This is a genomic window from Metallosphaera yellowstonensis MK1 (assembly GCF_000243315.1).
In the GTDB taxonomy this organism is placed as follows: domain Archaea; phylum Thermoproteota; class Thermoprotei_A; order Sulfolobales; family Sulfolobaceae; genus Metallosphaera; species Metallosphaera yellowstonensis.
This window is the reverse complement of sequence record NZ_JH597761.1, coordinates 817,779-836,427: the sequence shown is the minus strand read 5'-3', so window position 1 is coordinate 836,427 and position 18,649 is coordinate 817,779. Positions and strand designations below refer to the sequence as shown.

The following is an 18,649-nucleotide window of genomic DNA, read 5'->3' as shown; positions in this document are numbered from 1 at the left end:
CTTTTTAAATAATCATCCCCCTCAAGTCAAAGAACGAGGAGTCTATTATCTTCACGTCATACCACCTCCCCAATTCCACCATGTCGAGGACCACCGGTATATAATTCTCCGTCCTGGCTAATACGCTTTCTCCCTTCCCTCTCTCGAGGGCTAGAACTCTCATTTCCCTTCCAACGTACTTCTTGTGAACCTCAAGGGAGAGTTCCTCGTAGAGCGACACTGCCTCCTTTAGTCTCCTCCTCTTGACGTCCCCTGGAACCTGTGGCATCATGGAACTCCTCGTGTTGGGCCTCAGGGAGTACATGGCTATGTGTATCCTCTCAAACTTGAGCTCCCTCATGAGGTCTAGCGTGTCCTTGAACGCATCCTCATCTTCACCGGGATGGCCCACAATTACGTCTGTTGTAATGTTACTTTGAGGAATTCTGGACCTTATCTCCTTTACGAGAGCCTTGAACTCTTCCACTGTGTATTTTCTGCCCATGAGTCTGAGGACCCTATCGTTACCGCTCTGAACGGGGATGTGGAAGAACTTGTAGACCTTCGGATGAGACCAGGCTTCTATGATCTCATCTAAACGTCTCATGGCCAGATCAGGGGTCATCATTCCCACCCTTATCATGAAGTCCCCTTCCACCGAAGAGATCTCCCTCACCAGGTCTGGCAGTCCCACCAACCCCCCTAGATCAAGTCCGTACGCTGCAGTATCCTGCCCCGTCAACTCTATCTCCTTAGCTCCCCTCCTAACGGACTCCTGCACCGCTTCCTTTATAGCCCTCATGGAGTAGCTCCTCAGGATCCTCCTGGCGAGTTTCGTGATGCAAAAATTACAGTGGCCCGCGCAACCGTCAGCTATCGGTATCACGGCTATGAGACCCTCATGAACCTTGGGGAGCAAAGTGGGAGGTTTGCTTCCTATCTCTACTACTCTGGAGTCCCCTTCAACAGCCTTCACTACGCTCTCAAGGCTCTGCGGCCCTATCAGTGAAGCCGATGGGGCCAGGGAGGTGACCAGTGCAGGCTCCGCTCCAGCAAGACAACCTGCTACTACCAATTTCTTTCCGGTGGATACGAGTTCCTTAATTCTCTTCTTCATTTTCTCCTCGGTCTCCATCCTCACAGTACAGGTATTGATGACTATCACGTCGGCTGAACTTATGTCGTTGGTAAGCTGATGCTTTCTCTCCCTAAGTAGGGACATCATGGTCAGGGTATCCCCTTTGTTCAATGTGCAACCGTAGGTCTCGAAGTATACCTTCATGCTCGTTACACATTTAATCGTGTAGTTATATAGAGTTGTTGAACTTCATGTCAGAGAACAGAAAAAGGTATCAGGCTCTGCTGGAGAGGCTTTACGTCAAATTGCCGAAGAAGGGTGGGGCAAGTGAGACCCAAACCCTTCCAACCCTCAGCATCATTAACGTCGGGAATACTACCATTATAAGGAATTTCGGAGAATATTGCGACAGGATACGGAGAGAGGATAAGCTCTGCATGAGATACCTCCTTAAGGAACTCGCTGCAGCAGGCTCTATAGGAGAGAACGGCCAGTTAATAATCCAAGGGAAGTTCTCCTCTGCCATTGTCAACACCTTCATGGACAGATTCCTGAAGACTTACGTACAATGTAGCACTTGCAAGAGCTATGATACAGTCTTGGTCAAGGAGAAGAAGATATGGTACATCCAGTGCTTGGCTTGTGGTGCTAAGACCCCAGTGAAGCCACTGTGAGACAATGAGGGTTGTACTTAACGTAATAAGGGGAGAAGGTCACGTTTTCGTAAACATCTGTGAAAGGGAAGTGCTGGGAAAAGTGTTCAGGGACGGTAGGGCAATCCTAAATGTGAACCATGAGTTCTATGGGGGAGAAGAGGTAGACGTCAACTTTGCCTTCGATCTGGTAGAGGAAGCCACTGTGGTAAGCCTAGTGGGAAATCAGTTGGTTGAAGAGGCCATAAGGAGGGGACTTGTACATAAGGATTCCGTTCTATCAGTGTCGGGGATCAAATTTGCTCAGATATACAATCTGTGATGGAAATGGCGGGTAAGTTTTGCGTAATGTGCGGAGCTGAGGACGTGCCCTTAATCGATAGGATGTGCCCTAGCTGCTACATTAAGAACAGGAGTGTCGTGATGTTCCCGAAATTCCTGAGGGTCGAAGTGTGCAGAGTGTGCGGTGCCAGGAAGGAATACGGAAGGTGGGTTACACCTAGTCCCGATTCAGACCCAGTGACTGAGGCCGCTGAGGATGCCCTGATGAACTCCTTAAAACTTGACCACAACATCAACGATTATAGAGTGGAGATAGGAACCCAGCGTTCTGATAAATTTGGGGTGCGTCTCCCTGTGAGGGTGGAGGGGACTGTCCTGGGAGAGAAGTTCAACCTTTATCAGGAGGTACCGCTCAAGGTTGACTACGTGCTCTGTGACTCCTGTATCAAGAGAAGGGGAAAATACTACGAGGCCATAGTCCAACTGAGGGGTAGGGATGGCGTCATGAGCTGGGACGTGAGAAGGTTCTTTGAGTCGTTCTTCTCAAAAGACGAGATGTCCAACTTATCCGACGTAGTGGAGGGAAAGGAAGGAGTTGACTACTACTTCATCAGCAAGACGGTTGCCAAGAGGCTCGTGACGAAGGTGATGAGTGAGGTCAGAGTTGAGGTAAAGGAGAGCTATCAAAACGAGAGGATCAAAAGGGGTAAAAGGGACGCCAAATTAGTTATATCCCTGAGGCTATGAGGTTGGGGATAGACGAGGCAGGAAGAGGATGCCTCATAGGCCCCATGGTGGTAGCGGGAGTTGTGCTAAGCGAGAAGGGAATGGGTAGGCTCAGGGCGGTAGGAGTAAAGGATAGCAAGAAGCTTACTAGGAAAAGGAGGGAGGAGCTCTTTCACCTCATTTTGGAGGAGAGTGAAGCAGTAGCAATAGCTAAGGCCCTTCCAGATGAAATAGACACCAACAACTTGAACGAGTTAACCTACAGAAAGGTCTTGGAGGTCATGAGGGCCTTATCTGCCTTTCCCATAGACACTGTGACCGTGGACAGAGTAGGGAAGGAAGTTGAGGTCATAGAGGAGATATACAGGTTAGGGCTTAGACCAAATGTAGTGTATCATGCTGACGAGAATTTCCTGGAGGCCAGCGCGGCCAGCATTGTGGCCAAAGTCGTCAGGGACAGGATAGTATTGGAGCTTAGGGAGCAATATGGCGATTTCGGGAGTGGTTATCCATCTGATCCCAAGACAAGGAAGTGGGTGGAGAGGCTTGCAAAGGAAGGAAAACCCCCACCAACCATTATAAGGAGGACTTGGAAACTATTACAGAAGAGTGCCCCCCAGTATTACCTAGAGAAGGTGGTTTCACTTGGTAACTAACTTACCTGCAGAGGCTAGGAGCAAATGGTTGCGAGTTATGGAGGCCAAGACACCTGAGGAGAAGATCCGTGCCATACAGGACTTCCTCAGTAGTGTACCTAAGCATAAGGGGACCGAGAACCTAGTCTATTGGGCCAAGAGAAGGTTAGCGGAGCTGAGGGAGGAGGCAGAGAAGCAGAGAAAGAAGTCAAAGGGGGGAGGCATCTCCTTTTTCCTTGAGAAGGAAGGCGCAGGTCAGGTATTACTTCTGGGGAGACAAGACCTCAAGAATTCCCTCATGAGATCCCTCACGAACGTCAAGGCAGAGCCAAGAGACCTGCCAGTTCCGGCGATGACGTATTATGAAGACGTAGCCATTCAATTGGTCAATCCGCCACAGCTCATCCTTGACTCCAGGTTGATAGTGAGCAAGATCTTGGGCCTGGTGAGGAACGCGGATTCCATCCTGTTCGTCGTAGAGGACAGGGACGAGTTCACTAAGATGAAGGAGTTCCTGGAGAACAATAACATAATACTAGGAAGACCCAAAGGTAGGGTAGTAGTGGAACGTTCCAGAAGTAGTAAAGAGGGTATAAGGATCGTGATGATGGGAAAGTTGGTGGGGACAGATGAGAACGAGGTAAAACATTATTTGGAGAGTTTTGGGATAAAATCCGCAATAGTTAAAATTTTGGGCGAAGTTACCCTTGATGACGTTGAGAAATCTCTTTTTGAGGCAATCTCCTTCAAGCCTGCAGTCGTGGCCTCTCAAAACTCCTTCTCTTTTCCTCAAGTTCCTGTAGTTCAACTTGACAAGTTGGACGACCTCAGGCGTGAGCTGTTCGTGAGCCTCGACATCATAAGAGTGTACACTAAGGAGCCCCTCGAGGAACCAACCAAGGATCCCATGATCATGAAGAGGGGTTCTACAGTGCTCGACGTTGCCAAGAAACTTCATAGTGCCCTCTCTGAAAACTTCAAATATGCTAGGGTGTGGGGCAAGTCAGCCAAATTCCCCGGCCAAAGAGTCGGAGAGGATCACGTGCTCGAGGATAAGGACATAGTTGAGATTCACACTAAGTGAGAGACCATTAAGTGGGTCTGTTCTTCACCTAGGGAGTTTCATACTCAGTACCTTAGGGTCCCTCTCTCGCTTTCTAGCTTCCCAAACCTTCAATGGAAATTAACTTCCCTTGGGCTGTGAGGAAAATTCGAGCCCGATCTCCTCCGCTTCATCTCGTAACTGAGTCAAACCAGCCTGATGAGGAAACACTCTCGTCGTAAGAGGAACCGTGTTAGGGATTACGTGCATAAGTTTGTGAACCGTTTACTGTGGATGTATCCCTAACGTTGTTTGCCCCCACTCCATTACCGTAGACCCTAATTCAGCTCACCGAGGATGAGAGTAAGCATAACTGAGTAGTCCAATTAAATTATGATTCTGTTTGAAAGATACAGTATTCATTTTTCAGTCAAATTGATAATAGAATTAAATGTAAAAGTTCTCTAATCAATAGGTTTACAATTATTAGAGAGAAATATAGTTGATTCTTAAGGGCTGTATAAGGGAGCACCGTGAGGACATCATTATTTATAATGCTGTTTAGTACACAATTAATTTAGTTAATTATGGCCCTTAAGCTACCCAAGAGAGGAAAGACAAACAACATGGTCAACTCTGGAGGTGGATTGCTGGCTAGCTTTTACGGGTTGGGTATAGTTCAGTCGATGGCCAAGTCGGTCGAGAGAAAGTTACTCCTAGCTGGGATGAATGTAGATCCGAGGATTTTCGCTGCACAGACCTTCTTTTATTTATTACTCTCAACCGCGTTTTCAGGTATATTGGCGTTCTTCGGCATCTACGTGCTTGTGAAGCTTTACTTGGTCTTCAGACTCGCTAAGTTCGTCGTATTGGGCCTCATGCTCCTCGTCTTTGCGATAATAATACCTCTGGTCACCTATCTTCTGCTCATCGTCAATATCTCCCAGTCCATCGAAAACAGGAGAGTTGGTATAGATGCTGAGACGGCAGCCTTCTCCGCAGTCTTCACTATTTTCTTGAAGAGCGGACTGAGTCCTAGGATACTATTTGAGAGGATATCGAAGACTGCTGCGTTCAACTATGTCGTTCAAATGACATTGTATGTTTCCAAGAGAATAAACTATCTGGGGGAGAGTGTAGAAGATGCCCTACTTAATGCAATAAAGATCTCACCTTCCAAGATGTTTAATGACTTTCTTGTAAGCTATGTGACGGCAGTAAGGACTGGTGCTCCGGTTGTTGAGACTGTTGAGGCTAAATCCAGGGACATCTTGAGGCAGTTGGAACTCGCAGCCAGCATAGCAGCTGATAAGCTCTCAGGAGTTGGAGAGACGTACGTAATATGGTTGGCCTCTGGTTACATAACCTTCTTTCTGATTCTTTTGCTACAAGCCCTTTTCCCAGGTCTAAGTGGCTCAATTCCAGTTCCGGCTTTCGGGGCACTTCTAATACTAATTCTTCCGCTTGTGGACGGAGTCTTCATCCTATTGGCAGAACAGTCCCAACTGAGGTTTCCCGAGAAGAAGCTATCCTCATATAAGGTCTTCTACATTTCAGTGGGTGCTGGAATTGTGGTTATGATAATACTCTTAGGTCTTACTAGGGAGCTGAGAACCTTCTTCACCTTAAGTGGAGGTTTGTCTGATGTTACGCCTGTAACCATAGCTATGACCATCGGTTTGCTAATAGCTTCCCTTCCTCCAGCTATCATAACCTCAAGAGAACTCAAGAAGGGTACTGGATACGATCCCTATGTGGTGAACTTACTCAGAGCCATCTCTGAGGGCATAAGGGCGGGCCTATCACCAGAGGCAATAATAAGGAACGTTAAGGACAGCCGAGAGATGGGCAAGCTTTCAACGGTGCTAAAGAGAATATATGCCTACATTTCTCTAGGTTACCCACTAAAGGATGCGTTCATGAAAGGTGCTGAGGAGATAATGGACTTCTCGTCTAGGATCTCCATAATTTCCTTGGCTGATATGATAGAAATAGGTAGTTTAACGCCAGATAGTATAGAGAGTTTAGCAGATCAGATCAGTAATCAGATAAAAATAAAGAGAGAATACGAAAGTAAAGTAAAGATACTTCTATATACACCTTACATTGGGGTAATCATCTCAATAATAGCTGTGAACCTCCTGTCTGCCGCGATCCTCGGTCTCATCACCGGGAACGCCTACGCGTTCTCCACAGGGGTTTTGGGTCAGGCGAGGGTGCTCCTCCCAGAGGCAGTCTTCATTACCTCAATAGCCTCAATAATCAATGCATTCTTCGCTGGATTGTTGGTGGGAAAGTTGGGGAGAGGAAAAGTGGCGTCAGGGTTCTTTCACGCTGGAGTTATGACAATTATGACTGCCATTCTGATATTAATAATTGTTCATGTGCATTTCACTTTCGGTCCTGCAGTTCCTCCCACAGGATAGGAATAGTTTATAAAGAATAAACCACCATTTTTCTAATGTGAAACTTACTTTACCTAAGTTCGGGGACAGGTCTACTTCCAAATCTATTAGCTCAATGGATTATAACCTTCCTATAAGTCTATATCCCATAACTTTACCCTACGAGGAGTTGCCAGAGATAGTCTCCGAATACGAAGTAGATCTGATGGGCATAATCCCGGAAGACGTCAAGAAAACGTTCGTGAACAATAACTTGGAACTATCAATAGCCAATCCTCACACGTTCATTGTCTTTGATCAAGACAAGGGGATATACAAATATGTGTTAGTTGAACCACCAATAGATCATAGTGTTTTCAACGCTTACCTAACGCTAATTAAGGAGATAGAGAGGGCCCTCCTCTCTAAAGAGGAGAAGATAGACGTAGCAAGGATCGTTTTGGAGACACACTCCAAGATGCCTTCCACAGAGCTCATTCAAGGCCAGGTGGGAGGAGTTTATAAACTCACCACTAAGGGGAAAGTGGCCCTTTACTACCTTCTGAGGAATATGTTCGGGTATAATGTCCTAACTCCACTCTTAGCTGACTCTAAGGTGGAAGACATTTCATGTAGCGGTATCGGTTTACCTTTATTTGTATATCACAGGGAATACGATTATGTACCCACGAACCTCATCATAAGCCCTACAATGAGGGTCTTGGACAAAGATATAAGCGGTCAGGAATTACTTGACCAGCTAGTTCTCAGATTGATCTCACTCTCTGGTAAAACCCTCTCAATTGCTAATCCCATTTCGGATGGCATACTCCCTAAGGGAGATAGGATAGCGGCTACCTTTAGATACGAAGTTAGTGCCAGGGGGTCATCCTTCGTGATCAGGAGGTTCAGTGAGAGGCCTATCACCATCCTGGACTTGATAAATAGCGGTGTAATGTCTCCGCAGACTGCCGCCTACCTTTGGTACTCTATTGACTTAAGGATGTCCTTCATGGTTATAGGAGTAACTGGAGCAGGAAAGACCACAGTTCTAGGTTCCATCCTTAACTTAGCTAAGGAGTCCATGAAGATCGTTTCCATTGAGGATATCCCAGAGATAAGGTTAGCCCAAGAGAACTGGGTACAGCTTTACGCTAGACAAGCCTATGGGGAAACGAGCAAGGAAATAACCCTCATGGATTTACTGAAGTTATCCTTGAGGTATAGGCCAGATATAATCGTTGTAGGTGAGATAAGGGGTGCTGAGGCCTATATCCTCTTCCAAGCTCTCTCCACAGGACACGGAGGTGCCACTACCTTCCATGCATACGATACAGAGAGTGCTGTGAAGAGGCTGATGAATCCGCCCCTTAACATCCCGCAGGAGTGGATACCCATGAACAACATTGTCATAAACGTTAGGAGGCTACCAGTCTTTGTGGGTGATAAGCTGTTATTGAAAAGGAGAGTGGTTGCTGTGGACGAGGTAGTCACATCCTCAGATTTCAGGAGAGTAGTGACGTGGGATCCAAAGGTGGACACCCAGACAGTAGATCTAGATAACGCGAAGGTCATGAAGACTAGGTTAGAGGAGTCTGGAAGGGCATTGTCTGAGGTTAAGGAGGAGATTGAAAAGAGGGCACTTTATCTCAAACTCATGGCGGCGTCTAGGGATATAGTTCAAAGTCCAGATAGTTATAAGTTAGTTAAAAAATATATAATCAAGTACAGCTTAAGACCAGAGGAGGCAATGAGAGAGGTAGCCAGAATGTCGTCACTGAAGGTTACGGTATAGACAGCATGAGTAGTGAGACTACCACCAAGACCAACCCCATGATAACGTCGTCCCTGATTGAGAATATACCTATAATGTAATATGTCCACGATATTACCTTCAATATGAGAGGCGTCTCTTCATTTCCTTTAGGCCTTTTCGGAGTTACACTCCACTTGAAGTTGATCCTGAGCAAGCCCGAAAGGTACCCTATAAGTGAGGCTGCAAGTATCATGACTGGCAGCCTAAGGTCGCTTTCGACTGTCCTCGAACTAAGGGAGAATATTAGGGCTGAGATTGCGTAGATGCCAAAAGACGTTGCAACTGCCAAAAGCGAGGGTCTGAACCATATATCAAGTGCACCCACCACCAGTGCAGTTAAAAGGAACAAGGGATATATTCCCCACTGGTTAGCGTAAACAAATCCCTCTAGACCCCTACCTCCTTTAGTCAGCATCTTGAGACTCGATCCCAAAAGCTCTCCAGATCCATAGGCCCACCTCCTAATTTGTTGGAAAAGGTCTCTCCACGTGAAGGGAGCCAGTGTTTCCACGACGATGTCGTGTATGTAACGTACTTGATAGCCGTGTAGAAAGAGCCTTATTCCCATGTCCAGATCTTCGGCGACTTTCCCCTCATTCCATCCTCCCAGAGACGCAAGGACTTCCCTCCTTATAGCGAAAGCCGAGCCGTTGGGAAATATTGGGAATCCCCTCACGGCTCTCCCTAAGAATAGGTGTTCCATTGAGTAGTCGGTCATTTGACTATATAGCCTTTGAAGTCTCCCTTTGGATTCTCTAACCTTCAGTCTTAGGGCCACTGCATCCTCCCAGGGCGTTCTAGAGAGTATCTTAAGGAAATCTCTCTCGACCCTAGCCTCAGAGTCCAGGAAGACCAGCACCTCACCTTTGGCTAGAGATACCCCATAATTCAATGCCCCAGCCTTTCTTCCTGTGGGAGCTTCTCTCCTGACTATCCTGAAGTTCTTGGGTACCTCCAGCTTCTCTATCTCTCTAAATCTTTCTGGACTGTCGTCTGAGACAATGATGACTTCGAACTCAGGATACTCCAGACCCTTTAGGTTCTCAACTAAACTGCCAATTACCTCAGGATCCTCGTCCTTTACTGCAATAATTATGGAATAAGTAATTTTCTTATCCTCGCATCTCTCCACTCGCTCATCATGGGGTGAATATAAAGCCTGGAGTATCAACCACGATGAGGTTATCAAAGAACTAAGGATAAGGATAGCTCCTAAAAAATCCATTACTGTTTCTTCCTCTGAACGGCTTTCATGATCTTCTCCTTCGCCTCTGAAGCCGTTCCCCACCCTGAGATCTTAACCCACTTGCCTGGCTCTAATTCCTTGTAATGCTCAAAGAAATGGACTATTTTGTTCTTCGTGGGCTCATCTATATCTGTGACGTCCTTTATCCTACTGAACGAAGGATCCGTCTTATCCTTAGGTACTGCAATTATCTTTTCGTCTGTACCCTCCTCATCCTGCATGTGGATTAACCCAACGGGTCTGGCCTCTATTACTGTCCCAGGAATCAACGAGTAGTTACCTAAAACCAGTACGTCTATAGGGTCGCCGTCTTCCTCCAACGTCCCTGGTACGAATCCGTAGTTAAATGGGTAAACCATTGAGGTGTAAAGCACTCTATCTACCTTCACTATTTCTTCCTCCTCGTCGTACTCATATTTTATGTTAGATCCCATGGGTATCTCTATCAGGACATTAATGACGTCAGGGGCCTTCTTCCCTGGACCTACCTTCATACTAATCACCATGAAATGGTATCAAAGCCTTTAAATTATTTTTCTGAATCGTTGAAGAGAATCTTCTCAAGCCTGGGCTTAGCGGACTTGAAGGGCTCCTCCTCCCACATCTTCGAGAGAGAATCCTCATACGTCTTAATTATCTCCTCTACCTTGAAACCCATGGCCTTATATCTCAGGGCCTGCTTTAGGGTAGCCACTTCCTCAGCCATCTTGGCTATCCTACTTTCCAAGGACTTCCTCTCCTGATATTCTGCGAAGAGATCTCTCGGCATTCCCAGGTGAACGAAAGCCTCCTCTTCAGCACGGTTCTTATCTATTCTCTGTGTGGCCCACTTGGGGAGATCGCCCAATACACTCTCGCCTATGTCGTGAAATAGTGCTATGACAGTTGCGTGCTCTGGATTAACATTTACTCCTATCTCCTTCAGCTCCTCAGAAATTAGGTAGGCTATCACTGCGGCCTCGAAGCTATGGGAGGCAACAGTCTCTCCCAGTGCTGGGGGGACCCCTCTCTGCATCCAGCCCGTCCTCACCAAGTTCTTACATGCCTCTAAAGCTCTCTCCAGTCTCATGGCTTCCACTCCTTTAGTAATGAGTCCAATGAGTCCATCATCTCCTGGATGGAACTGGTCCAGAACCTTATCATGGCTTCCTTACCTACTGCTCCTCTATCGTAAATTACGTTTGGGATTCTGCCGTATTCTGAGTATACGTATTCCACGAGCCAACCCATTGTTTTCCCCTCTCCATGAGGGGGTTCTTTAGTTCTGTCCACCTCTACTACATCATAACCGATCTTTCGGAATATTCCAACTAGCGTAGAATCGTACCTAATGTTCATCAGGGTATCAGCCGTTTCGCCTTTTTGGATTATTGAAAGTAGTAACCTTGCCGTGTGGGTGGGGTAGCCGAAAACAGGAGGTAGACCTACAACTACCCTTCCATCCCACCTCTTGATTATTCTTCCCCTGAACGTAGCGATGTCCTGTAATCCCCTCACGTAGTTCGGCGTCACTCCGTGGGCTAAGTTTGATTGAACTTCTGGGATCAACCTATGGAAGTTCTCCCTCCTCTCCACGAAGTCTGCAAACTCCCTCATCTCCTCAAATACCCTATATTTCATCGCCTCTATTTCCAGTCTCGCCATAGGGTCAACAGGCCCTACGCCCTTACCTATCTCTAGTCCAGAGTATATGGCATCCTTGATCAGCGAACTGGCCCTCTCCAAGGCCCTGTACTCATCTAGACCCTTAGCCATCAACGCTGCCATGAGTGAGGCGAAGACGCTTCCAGTCCCGTGGGTGTGCCTCTGTTCTATCCTGGGAAATTTCAAGACAAGGTAGGACGAACCATCGTACACCACATCCACCACCTCCTCTCCCTGGAGGTGGCCGCCCTTTACTACTACGAGAGGAACGGAGTACGTTTCGTGGATCTTCTTGGCAGCTCTCCTTGAGTCTTCCACGCTCCTTATCTTCTCTCCTGAGAGTGCCTCAGCTTCCGGCACATTTGGTGTCACTACTCTGGCCTTTGTGAGGAGGATACTCTTGAAAGCGTCCAAGTCGCCTATTAATTTGGTGCCGTCCTTGGCATATATGACAGGGTCCACGACCATCGGCTTGTGGTAGAGTAGATCGGACACTACCTTCATTTGGTCAGCATCCAGTATCATGCCTGTCTTCACGGTCCTCACGTCAAAGTCCTCCAGTATGGCACTGAGTTGTGAGGCCAGGAACTTGGGACTGACCGGTAATATCTCCCTTATTCCCAAGGTGTTCTGAGACGTTATGGCAGTTATGGCTCCGACTCCGTGAACCCCTACGCTTTCCATCGCCTTAATGTCACTCTCTATTCCGGCCCCACCGCCTGTATCGAACCCTCCTACTGCCATGCTGACCTTCTTCTTCACTCTCTTCTCACCCTGGTGTTCCCTGCTACCACCCAGTACTCTCCGTCATCTCTGACTTCCAGCTTCCAGATCCCCGTAGTATGCTTAACCAACTCGATGGAATCCTCAACGGCCCTTATAGCCTCCTTTCTGCCCTTCCCCAATACCATGATAAGGATCACGTCGTCTCCAGGCTTCATCTCGTCAACGGCGTGAATTATCCTGATGGATACAACGTCATTATACTTCCTCTTGATCTCCTCCTCGATCTCTTTCAGTCTCGCGGCAGTGTACTCTTGGTATGCCTCATAGCGTAACTCGTGGACTGTATGTCCCTCTACCTTTCCCTTGACGAAACCTATGTAGACGACCATTGAGCCCGCTTCTGGAGGAGCTTTACTGTGGAAGTCCTGTATTTCCTTCATCACGTCCAACTTTCCTATACGTAATTCTCCTCCTGCAGGAGGAGGGAGAACGGCGACTTCGTCCCCATCCCGTAAAGTTTCGATGTTCGTCTTTCCGTTAACGAGAACGAAGACCTTCACTCCACCCAATCCCTGTCGCAACGCCGAGCTAAACCTCTCTCCATAAGTCTTCCCCAGTTGCTCCAACAGGCAGTTCAACTCCCTACACGTGGTTTCCACGATTTCCTCGTGCTTGCCAGTGAGATCCTTAACGAAGGCGAAATACCTCACCTTTATCTTGATACTCATCATGTAATATTGGCCCGTCGATCTTTTTTATCTTCAATGGGTTTGGCGAAGGGCCGGAATACCTCGACCGTGAGGCGGGAGATGTGGAGCACCACCCCGATCAGCAGTTTCGTGACTTTCCCTTAATTACCGCCCCTTTTTCAAGGGAAATCTAATAACTGCTACCCGATTAGCCATACAATGAGCGGAAGTGATCGCACCGACGCAATTCCATAAGACCGAAACTCTAGATAGGAGCGTTATCAAAGAGGGACTTTGTTTCGGGGACTCGGTCGGCTAGGTTGAACAATCTAAAAACTTTTTTCCGACTACAGTCCAAGTATTGGTCATGAAGTATCAGGGAGAAGTTAAACTGGACGCGGATAAGTCGACCATTTGGAACATTCTAAGCAATCTCGACATGGTCTCCTCCTGCTTCCCAGGAATAAAGAGCGTAACTAAGGAAGGAGATACCTACAAGGTCGTTGGGACAGCAGGTATAGGCTTCATAAAGGGGGAGTATAAGGCAACAGTAACCTTTAAGGACATGATACCTATGGAGGGAATGACTATCCTAGCCAAGGGAACGGGCCTCAATAGTAACGTGGACATCATGGCAAAGGTCAAAATCGAGGACAGCAAGATAGCTTATGACGCGGAAGTGAGAGTGGCGGGAGTGCTCGCGTCTGTAGGGGCCAGGTTAATGGATCCAGCTGTAAACAAACTAATAAGTGACCTATTTGACTGCCTGAAGCAGAGGGTGGAGAAGAAGTAAGTGTTTACCCGTGGCGTAACTTTTCCTTACTTTTAATTACTTCTAATTCCACCACGGGCACCCCTCTTAAGGGATCATACAGGGTCACCCTTAACTCATTGGGGCTAGTCGAGGGAAACACCACTACCCTCCCATCCACACCTTTATCACTCCCCAAACCTCGTGAGCAGTGCCCGTCATCAGTTAGGGGGATCATCAATAAAAACTACTTCGGTGATACTATATAAACACAACTTGTCAAAACGATATTTAGAAGTGATTAAAAATAACCAGTAGTTACGTAGAAGCGTTACAGTCTAAGCTCTTCATCGCGGGATTGAGATTCCCGTCCAACTCGATCTTCACACAGCCGTTTCAGAGCGAGGAGTTGAGAGACCAAATCTTAGGATAAAAAGGTTTGAATGGACAGGGAGTGCTGAGGGCAGAAACTCATCAGACGGGAAATCTTTTCTACCTACGGATTAAGTCATATACTCCCATTTTGGAACAATTCCTAGAAAGAGGAGAATTAAAGTCTCGGTCAGATATACACAAGGTTCCGACAACCACTCCTTCACCTGAGGTAAGATGAGGACAGAGGATGTTCAACCCTTAAATCCAACAGAAACGTCGAGATCGTGGAACTTAAACTACGTCCTAAAATTATATAAGCCTCGAGAAAATGAAATACAGTAATTCGCGTAGGAGAACTTAGGGTGTAGCTAGATGAGTAAGATAGGAGGCGTAGAGAAGGTTCGAGACAACGACAAGGCGATGACATTCCTTTCCGATTACAGGAATCTCTTGGAATGTATTCCTGGAGTGAGGAGGATGGAGAGCGGAAGGTTTGTAGTGGAGGCCAGCATAGGTCCCATGAGGGTCGAATTGAGCGGGGAAGTTAAGGAACATAAGGTAACAGGGAGACAGGTCACCAACCTAATGGAGGTCCTTGGGCCAGGACTCACACTAGTTATCAAGACGATAGTTGAGGTCGGAGACAACGAGCTTAACTGGTCTGCAGATTATGACATTTCAGGAGCTTTAGCGAAGGCGCTTCAGAATACTATAGGTAGAGAAGCCGAGCGAGTGTCAAGGCAGATAATCTCTTGTACGGTCTCGAAGATAAACGCTAAGTAACGCACTACCCAATTTCTTGGGTCTCCTGAGGCACTGAGGTCTTCCAGGACATTAACGCCTTCAACGTTAACGGACGTGAGGGGCTTAACGCCTTTGCTAACAGTTTCGATAAGCTGTGAAATTTATTCTACGCAGCAGTTATGGGACTTTAACGTAACTTAAAGATTTTCATCGGCCCAGGTGGTTAGCCTAAATGGCGCTCGAGAACCTGAGGAACGCCTCCACGCTCCCTAGGATAAAGTATCACTTTCCTCTTTCTAACAATACCCATTAACTTCTCTACATCCTCCCTGAACCTCCACTTCCCGCTCTGTAGTACTGGTTTTATTTATCCCTTCTTTACGTATTCTCTGAGTGTTGCATAGGATATTCCTAAGCGTTGGCGGACTTCCTTATGTCTCAGCATCATATAAGAGTTTATGACGAAATGATATAAACTTTACGGTTTGTCTGAAACTGTTGGCCACGGCTTAGTCAGACTGGATGTGGATGGGTTTTCCTGAAAGGTGTGGCTATAACCTCAAGATGTGCGGGTTTCCCCATCATCCAGCCCTTATGAATAGTTCCACGCTTAAGGGGGATAGGAACGGTCCTCCCAGACTCCGGTGAATCTTAAGGGCTGAGGATTGGCATCAATTAATGAAATCTCGTGACAAACTCCACTCTCTCGTCACTCTACTCTGGTTATTATTCCCAAGCCTCTGGTTCTTCCTTCCCTGAAGACGAAGATCTGGCCGGGCTCAACGTATTCGGGTCTGAACATAAACGACATCTCGACGTCTGAACTGTCCCCAGATCTGAGAACACCCTTTGAGATCTTGGAGAACCTTATGGCCTGCCTGATGGTGTAGAGGTGCATGGTAGCCACATACCCCTCCCTTATGGTCGTCGGATGGTGAAGGACTATCACCTTACTCCAGAAGTTCCTTATACCCTTAGGAGGGCTCTTAGTCAAAACCATTCCCTTCCTCAGGCTCTCCCTGGTTACCCCTTGAAGGGCGAAGGTGGCTATAGATCCCTCTCCGACGCTTTCCACGAAGACTTTGTTCAGCTGAATGCTCTTGATTTTCACCTCTATGAATTCACTGAGTTTGGTGGGCCCTACGAAAAGTTGATCGTTCACTGATACCTTTCCTCTTATCACCGAGCCCAGAACCACTGTGCCTACTCCTGGAACGTTGTATATCTCGTCTAAGTAGACTAACGTGGACCTCTCAGGTTTGACCCTCTTGGGAGGCAGCATGTTCATGAACCTGAGGAGGAGGTTCAGTCCCTTCCCGGTCACGTTGGAGACCTTGAATATGGGTACTACTCTGAGAGACCTGATCCCTATTATTCCGTTGAGCACATCTCCCTCGTCGTCTACCTCCATGGCTAGCCTGTTGATGCCCGGTATCTTCAGGACATCCTTTATTTGTCCGATCACTTCCCTCACTCTCTCATCGGGGAACTTGTCCACCTTAGTTATCACCACAAATATGGGGAACTTCAGCACTGCGGACACGGCCAGGTGTTCTCGGCCCATGATGCTCAGCCCGTCGTCTGCTCCCACCACCAGCATCACGTAGTCAACTTCGTATCCCAGGAGTCCCTTTAGAGTCGTCCTGAGGTATCTTTCATGTCCTCCCAGGTCGATCAACCTGATTGTCTTGGAACTCTTCAACGTCACCTCAGCTTCGTCCAGGGGATCCCTACACGCGGGGTTCACTGCTTCGCCCCTCTCGTTAAAGCCCAATAACCTCATGGTAATTGACGAGGTTCTCCCGCTTATCACCTCATGAAGGTATCTGGCCACGGCGCTCCTCAACGCACCGTTCCCGTCATCTAGCTTGCCCAAGATTAGGGTGCCGGTGAGCGTGCTCTTCCCGGCGTTCACGTGGCCCATGACGGCCACATTCACCTGGATGGGAACTTTATCCCTCTGAAACCTCACTAACACCTCAGCCACGTAAAGTCCCTTCTTGAACTCCACTATCCTCTTGTGAGCTACCTTGGAGTTTATCATTGAGGCTATTCTCTCTATGGAGTTTAGCGTCTCCTGTAGGTCTTCCTTGGAGAGACCTATGGCGTCTCCCTCGTCACTGACCCCTACTACGTATATGGCCTCTCCTCCTCCCTCCTCAATTCTGTACTTCATCTGCGAAGCAAGCTGTTGGAGCCTGTCCTCACGGAGATCGGCCAGAATAAGCTTATATTCTATCTTTCCTATCTCACTCTCCCGTGGGAATTTCATATCTCCGAATCGCTCTGCGATATAATGTGCGGTTCTACCAAATAAGCTTTGGTTGATAGCCATGGAGCCAATACTAATCATGAACGAGAGGCTCAAGTGTCCAGCCTGTGGAAAGGAGACCTTGTCTGCAAAGGATTACCTCTACGAAACACCCCAAGTGGGCAAGCTGGTACTCTCCAACTGGGAGTGCGAAAGCTGTAACTTCAGACTGAGGGACGTAAAACCCTACGAGACTCAGGAACCCATAAGGATAGAGTTGGACGTGGAGTGCGAGGAGGACCTCTCGTCCCTCGTTTATAGGTCGGCATTCGCCTCGGTGAACATACCTGAGTTGGGAGTGGAGATAGAGCCCGCGTCGGCCTCCCAAGGTAACTTGACTACCGTGAGAGGACTGCTGGAAATAGTCAGGGACAGTGTTGGAGGGATCTGTGAGGGGGGATGCGAAAAAATCGAGCTCGCTATGGACGGTAGAACAAGGTTCAGGTTGGTAATAGATGATCCTTCAGGAACGAGCTTCATAAAAAACAATAAGGCTAAGGTCACTCGATCTTTATCTCTTTTCCAGCAGTAGACTCCTTCTTCTTGAGTATTACTTCAAGAACTCCGTTCTTGTAGTTAGCCTTGGCGGAGTTCTCGTCCACTGGGGCAGGCAGCTCCACCTCCTTGTAGTACTTCTTGTCCTGGGAGTTCGCGGTAATTATCAGGTTAGTGCCGTTTATCTTTACCTTGATGTTGTCCTTCTCAACCCCTGGAACCTCAGCCACGACCCTGATGGTGTCTTCCTTCTCTATGACGTCCACCAAGGGTTCCCTCTCCTCGCTGAGTAGTGGTCTGTTACCCAGTCTCTTGACGTTTCCGAACTCTTCAACTATGGGCTTGCCGTCAGGACCTAGAGTTACCTTGAATCCGTAGACGTAGGGGCCATAGGTTTTCACCTGTCCCTTCTCCGCTGCCTTAAAGAACTCCCTCTCCATCTCCTCAAACTCCTCCTCTATCTGTTTGATGAGGTCGTCGAAGTAACTAAATATATCCCTTCTCTTCGTGGGCATTGTAGATCCCACTTTAAATACTTGATTAAGAAAATTTAAAATTTACTCAGAGGGTTAGAGGGGAATACTTACACTGTATAGATCTACTAACGACGAGGTTCTCCTGGTAAGGGTCCATAAAATTCAATGATGAGCCTCTTGAACGAGCTCCAGGAGCACCCCCATGACGCTCTTCGGATGAACGAAAGCTACTAGGTGCCCTCTAGCACCTCTCCTAGGGCCCTTATCAATTAGGTTCATACCCATGGCTTCCATCTCCTTAAGGCTCTCACTTATGTCCCTCACCTTTACTGCGAGGTGATGCATTCCTTGTCCCTTACTCTTAATGAACTTTGCAACGGTGTTATTTGGATCATCGTGATTCATGGGCTCCATCAATTCCACCGCAGCTACTCCGTCGTCTCCAACCAGGAACGCTACCCTTATCCCCCTGTCCGGAAGATCCTCCTTGTGCACGAGCTTCATTCCCACCTTTTCGGTGTAGAGTTTTATGGCCTCCTCCAGGTTGTCCACGGCTACTCCCACGTGGTCTATGCCCAGGGTGTTCATGGGGACATT

20 protein-coding genes and 1 pseudogene are annotated in these 18,649 nt (G+C 47.6%); 10 read left to right on the top strand and 11 right to left on the bottom strand.

From position 1 onward, the window contains the following. Positions 1 to 4: 4 nt before the first annotated feature. Positions 5 to 1,261, bottom strand: coding sequence for a tRNA (N(6)-L-threonylcarbamoyladenosine(37)-C(2))-methylthiotransferase (locus tag METMK1DRAFT_RS05100; RefSeq protein WP_009071455.1), 1,257 nt, complete (start codon positions 1,259 to 1,261; stop codon positions 5 to 7). Between the two features lie 47 nt (positions 1,262 to 1,308). On the opposite strand from METMK1DRAFT_RS05100, the gene METMK1DRAFT_RS05095 reads away from it, so the two are divergent. From METMK1DRAFT_RS05095 to METMK1DRAFT_RS05065, 7 genes are all read left to right on the top strand, one after another. Further along, a complete protein-coding gene (locus METMK1DRAFT_RS05095) occupies positions 1,309 to 1,731 on the top strand; it encodes a translation initiation factor IF-2 subunit beta (protein WP_009071454.1) in 423 nt (140 codons plus the stop codon). A 4-nt stretch (positions 1,732 to 1,735) separates the two neighbouring features. Beyond that, positions 1,736 to 2,032, top strand: coding sequence for a DUF424 domain-containing protein (locus METMK1DRAFT_RS05090; protein ID WP_009071453.1), 297 nt, complete (start codon positions 1,736 to 1,738; stop codon positions 2,030 to 2,032). A 5-nt stretch (positions 2,033 to 2,037) separates the two neighbouring features. Further along, the gene (locus METMK1DRAFT_RS05085; RefSeq protein WP_009071452.1) at positions 2,038 to 2,739 is read left to right on the top strand and encodes a 60S ribosomal export protein NMD3; all 702 of its coding nucleotides are present in this window, start codon (positions 2,038 to 2,040) and stop codon (positions 2,737 to 2,739) included. Continuing rightward, positions 2,736 to 3,374, top strand: coding sequence for a ribonuclease HII (rnhB, locus tag METMK1DRAFT_RS05080; protein ID WP_009071451.1), 639 nt, complete (start codon positions 2,736 to 2,738; stop codon positions 3,372 to 3,374). Before METMK1DRAFT_RS05085 ends, rnhB begins: the two co-directional genes overlap by 4 nt. Further along, complete coding sequence (locus METMK1DRAFT_RS05075; RefSeq protein WP_009071450.1) at positions 3,364 to 4,437, top strand: TGS domain-containing protein; 1,074 nt, start codon at positions 3,364 to 3,366, stop codon at positions 4,435 to 4,437. The genes rnhB and METMK1DRAFT_RS05075 overlap by 11 nt, the downstream gene beginning before the upstream one ends. 545 nt (positions 4,438 to 4,982) lie before the next feature. Further along, positions 4,983 to 6,821: a type II secretion system F family protein gene (locus METMK1DRAFT_RS05070; RefSeq protein WP_009071449.1), complete on the top strand. Its 1,839-nt coding sequence runs from the start codon at positions 4,983 to 4,985 to the stop codon at positions 6,819 to 6,821. Positions 6,822 to 6,915: 94 nt separating this feature from the next. Continuing rightward, positions 6,916 to 8,574: a type II/IV secretion system ATPase subunit gene (locus METMK1DRAFT_RS05065; protein WP_048087635.1), complete on the top strand. Its 1,659-nt coding sequence runs from the start codon at positions 6,916 to 6,918 to the stop codon at positions 8,572 to 8,574. On the opposite strand, the gene METMK1DRAFT_RS05060 is transcribed toward METMK1DRAFT_RS05065, so the two are convergent. Genes METMK1DRAFT_RS05060 through METMK1DRAFT_RS05040 form a run of 5 tightly spaced genes read right to left on the bottom strand, consistent with a single transcriptional unit; the run spans position 8,564 to position 12,942 of the window. Continuing rightward, positions 8,564 to 9,784 (bottom strand): glycosyltransferase family 2 protein, encoded by a 1,221-nt coding sequence (locus tag METMK1DRAFT_RS05060; protein WP_245544555.1) that lies wholly within the window; start codon positions 9,782 to 9,784, stop codon positions 8,564 to 8,566. The two genes, METMK1DRAFT_RS05065 and METMK1DRAFT_RS05060, sit on opposite strands and share 11 nt — an antisense overlap. A 35-nt stretch (positions 9,785 to 9,819) precedes the next feature. Beyond that, complete coding sequence (ppa, locus tag METMK1DRAFT_RS05055; RefSeq protein WP_009071446.1) at positions 9,820 to 10,335, bottom strand: inorganic diphosphatase; 516 nt, start codon at positions 10,333 to 10,335, stop codon at positions 9,820 to 9,822. Between the two features lie 35 nt (positions 10,336 to 10,370). Beyond that, the gene (locus METMK1DRAFT_RS05050) at positions 10,371 to 10,910 is read right to left on the bottom strand and encodes an HD domain-containing protein (RefSeq protein ID WP_009071445.1); all 540 of its coding nucleotides are present in this window, start codon (positions 10,908 to 10,910) and stop codon (positions 10,371 to 10,373) included. After that, positions 10,907 to 12,247 (bottom strand): bifunctional hydroxymethylpyrimidine kinase/phosphomethylpyrimidine kinase, encoded by a 1,341-nt coding sequence (thiD, locus tag METMK1DRAFT_RS05045; RefSeq protein WP_009071444.1) that lies wholly within the window; start codon positions 12,245 to 12,247, stop codon positions 10,907 to 10,909. The genes METMK1DRAFT_RS05050 and thiD overlap by 4 nt, the downstream gene beginning before the upstream one ends. Then, positions 12,244 to 12,942, bottom strand: a complete 699-nt coding sequence (locus tag METMK1DRAFT_RS05040) for a MoaD family protein (RefSeq protein ID WP_009071443.1) — start codon at positions 12,940 to 12,942, stop codon at positions 12,244 to 12,246. Before METMK1DRAFT_RS05040 ends, thiD begins: the two co-directional genes overlap by 4 nt. Before the next feature lie 325 nt (positions 12,943 to 13,267). Between METMK1DRAFT_RS05040 and METMK1DRAFT_RS05035 the strand changes: the two genes are divergently transcribed. Continuing rightward, complete coding sequence (locus tag METMK1DRAFT_RS05035; RefSeq protein WP_009071442.1) at positions 13,268 to 13,693, top strand: SRPBCC family protein; 426 nt, start codon at positions 13,268 to 13,270, stop codon at positions 13,691 to 13,693. A gap of 4 nt (positions 13,694 to 13,697) precedes the next feature. Here the strand turns inward: METMK1DRAFT_RS05035 and METMK1DRAFT_RS05030 are convergent, their stop codons facing one another. After that, complete coding sequence (locus METMK1DRAFT_RS05030) at positions 13,698 to 13,889, bottom strand: hypothetical protein (protein WP_009071441.1); 192 nt, start codon at positions 13,887 to 13,889, stop codon at positions 13,698 to 13,700. A 509-nt stretch (positions 13,890 to 14,398) separates the two neighbouring features. On the opposite strand from METMK1DRAFT_RS05030, the gene METMK1DRAFT_RS05025 reads away from it, so the two are divergent. Beyond that, positions 14,399 to 14,809, top strand: a complete 411-nt coding sequence (locus METMK1DRAFT_RS05025; RefSeq protein ID WP_009071440.1) for an SRPBCC domain-containing protein — start codon at positions 14,399 to 14,401, stop codon at positions 14,807 to 14,809. A gap of 229 nt (positions 14,810 to 15,038) precedes the next feature. Here METMK1DRAFT_RS05025 and METMK1DRAFT_RS17455 read toward each other — a convergent pair. Then, positions 15,039 to 15,215 (bottom strand): annotated as a pseudogene (locus METMK1DRAFT_RS17455) (helix-turn-helix domain-containing protein); the annotation flags it as partial. 264 nt (positions 15,216 to 15,479) lie between these two features. After that, entirely contained in the window at positions 15,480 to 17,042 is a 1,563-nt protein-coding gene (locus METMK1DRAFT_RS05020; RefSeq protein WP_009071439.1) for a GTPBP1 family GTP-binding protein, read from the bottom strand. A gap of 55 nt (positions 17,043 to 17,097) precedes the next feature. On the opposite strand from METMK1DRAFT_RS05020, the gene METMK1DRAFT_RS05015 reads away from it, so the two are divergent. Then, positions 17,098 to 17,613 carry a ZPR1 zinc finger domain-containing protein gene (locus METMK1DRAFT_RS05015; RefSeq protein ID WP_048087633.1) on the top strand — a complete coding sequence of 172 codons (516 nt, stop codon included), beginning with the start codon at positions 17,098 to 17,100 and terminating at the stop codon, positions 17,611 to 17,613. Here the strand turns inward: METMK1DRAFT_RS05015 and hsp20 are convergent. Together hsp20 and mce are read right to left on the bottom strand one after the other, a co-directional pair. Further along, complete coding sequence (gene hsp20 / locus METMK1DRAFT_RS05010) at positions 17,582 to 18,091, bottom strand: archaeal heat shock protein Hsp20 (protein WP_009071437.1); 510 nt, start codon at positions 18,089 to 18,091, stop codon at positions 17,582 to 17,584. The two genes, METMK1DRAFT_RS05015 and hsp20, sit on opposite strands and share 32 nt — an antisense overlap. A 123-nt stretch (positions 18,092 to 18,214) precedes the next feature. Further along, positions 18,215 to 18,640, bottom strand: a complete 426-nt coding sequence (mce, locus tag METMK1DRAFT_RS05005; RefSeq protein ID WP_009071436.1) for a methylmalonyl-CoA epimerase — start codon at positions 18,638 to 18,640, stop codon at positions 18,215 to 18,217. Positions 18,641 to 18,649 lie beyond the last annotated feature (9 nt).

Coding starts and splice junctions, on each gene's coding strand:
- METMK1DRAFT_RS05050 (WP_009071445.1), bottom strand. CDS start 10,910: ATGAGACTGGAGAGAGCTTTAGAGGCATGTAAGAACTTGGTGAGGACG.
- METMK1DRAFT_RS05025 (WP_009071440.1), top strand. CDS start 14,399: ATGAGTAAGATAGGAGGCGTAGAGAAGGTTCGAGACAACGACAAGGCG.
- rnhB (WP_009071451.1), top strand. CDS start 2,736: ATGAGGTTGGGGATAGACGAGGCAGGAAGAGGATGCCTCATAGGCCCC.
- METMK1DRAFT_RS05090 (WP_009071453.1), top strand. CDS start 1,736: ATGAGGGTTGTACTTAACGTAATAAGGGGAGAAGGTCACGTTTTCGTA.
- METMK1DRAFT_RS05040 (WP_009071443.1), bottom strand. CDS start 12,942: ATGATGAGTATCAAGATAAAGGTGAGGTATTTCGCCTTCGTTAAGGAT.
- hsp20 (WP_009071437.1), bottom strand. CDS start 18,091: ATGCCCACGAAGAGAAGGGATATATTTAGTTACTTCGACGACCTCATC.
- ppa (WP_009071446.1), bottom strand. CDS start 10,335: ATGAAGGTAGGTCCAGGGAAGAAGGCCCCTGACGTCATTAATGTCCTG.
- METMK1DRAFT_RS05065 (WP_048087635.1), top strand. CDS start 6,916: ATGGATTATAACCTTCCTATAAGTCTATATCCCATAACTTTACCCTAC.
- METMK1DRAFT_RS05085 (WP_009071452.1), top strand. CDS start 2,038: ATGGCGGGTAAGTTTTGCGTAATGTGCGGAGCTGAGGACGTGCCCTTA.
- METMK1DRAFT_RS05030 (WP_009071441.1), bottom strand. CDS start 13,889: ATGATCCCCCTAACTGATGACGGGCACTGCTCACGAGGTTTGGGGAGT.
- METMK1DRAFT_RS05095 (WP_009071454.1), top strand. CDS start 1,309: ATGTCAGAGAACAGAAAAAGGTATCAGGCTCTGCTGGAGAGGCTTTAC.
- METMK1DRAFT_RS05100 (WP_009071455.1), bottom strand. CDS start 1,261: ATGAAGGTATACTTCGAGACCTACGGTTGCACATTGAACAAAGGGGAT.
- METMK1DRAFT_RS05020 (WP_009071439.1), bottom strand. CDS start 17,042: ATGAAATTCCCACGGGAGAGTGAGATAGGAAAGATAGAATATAAGCTT.
- METMK1DRAFT_RS05035 (WP_009071442.1), top strand. CDS start 13,268: ATGAAGTATCAGGGAGAAGTTAAACTGGACGCGGATAAGTCGACCATT.
- METMK1DRAFT_RS05070 (WP_009071449.1), top strand. CDS start 4,983: ATGGCCCTTAAGCTACCCAAGAGAGGAAAGACAAACAACATGGTCAAC.
- mce (WP_009071436.1), bottom strand. CDS start 18,640: ATGAACACCCTGGGCATAGACCACGTGGGAGTAGCCGTGGACAACCTG.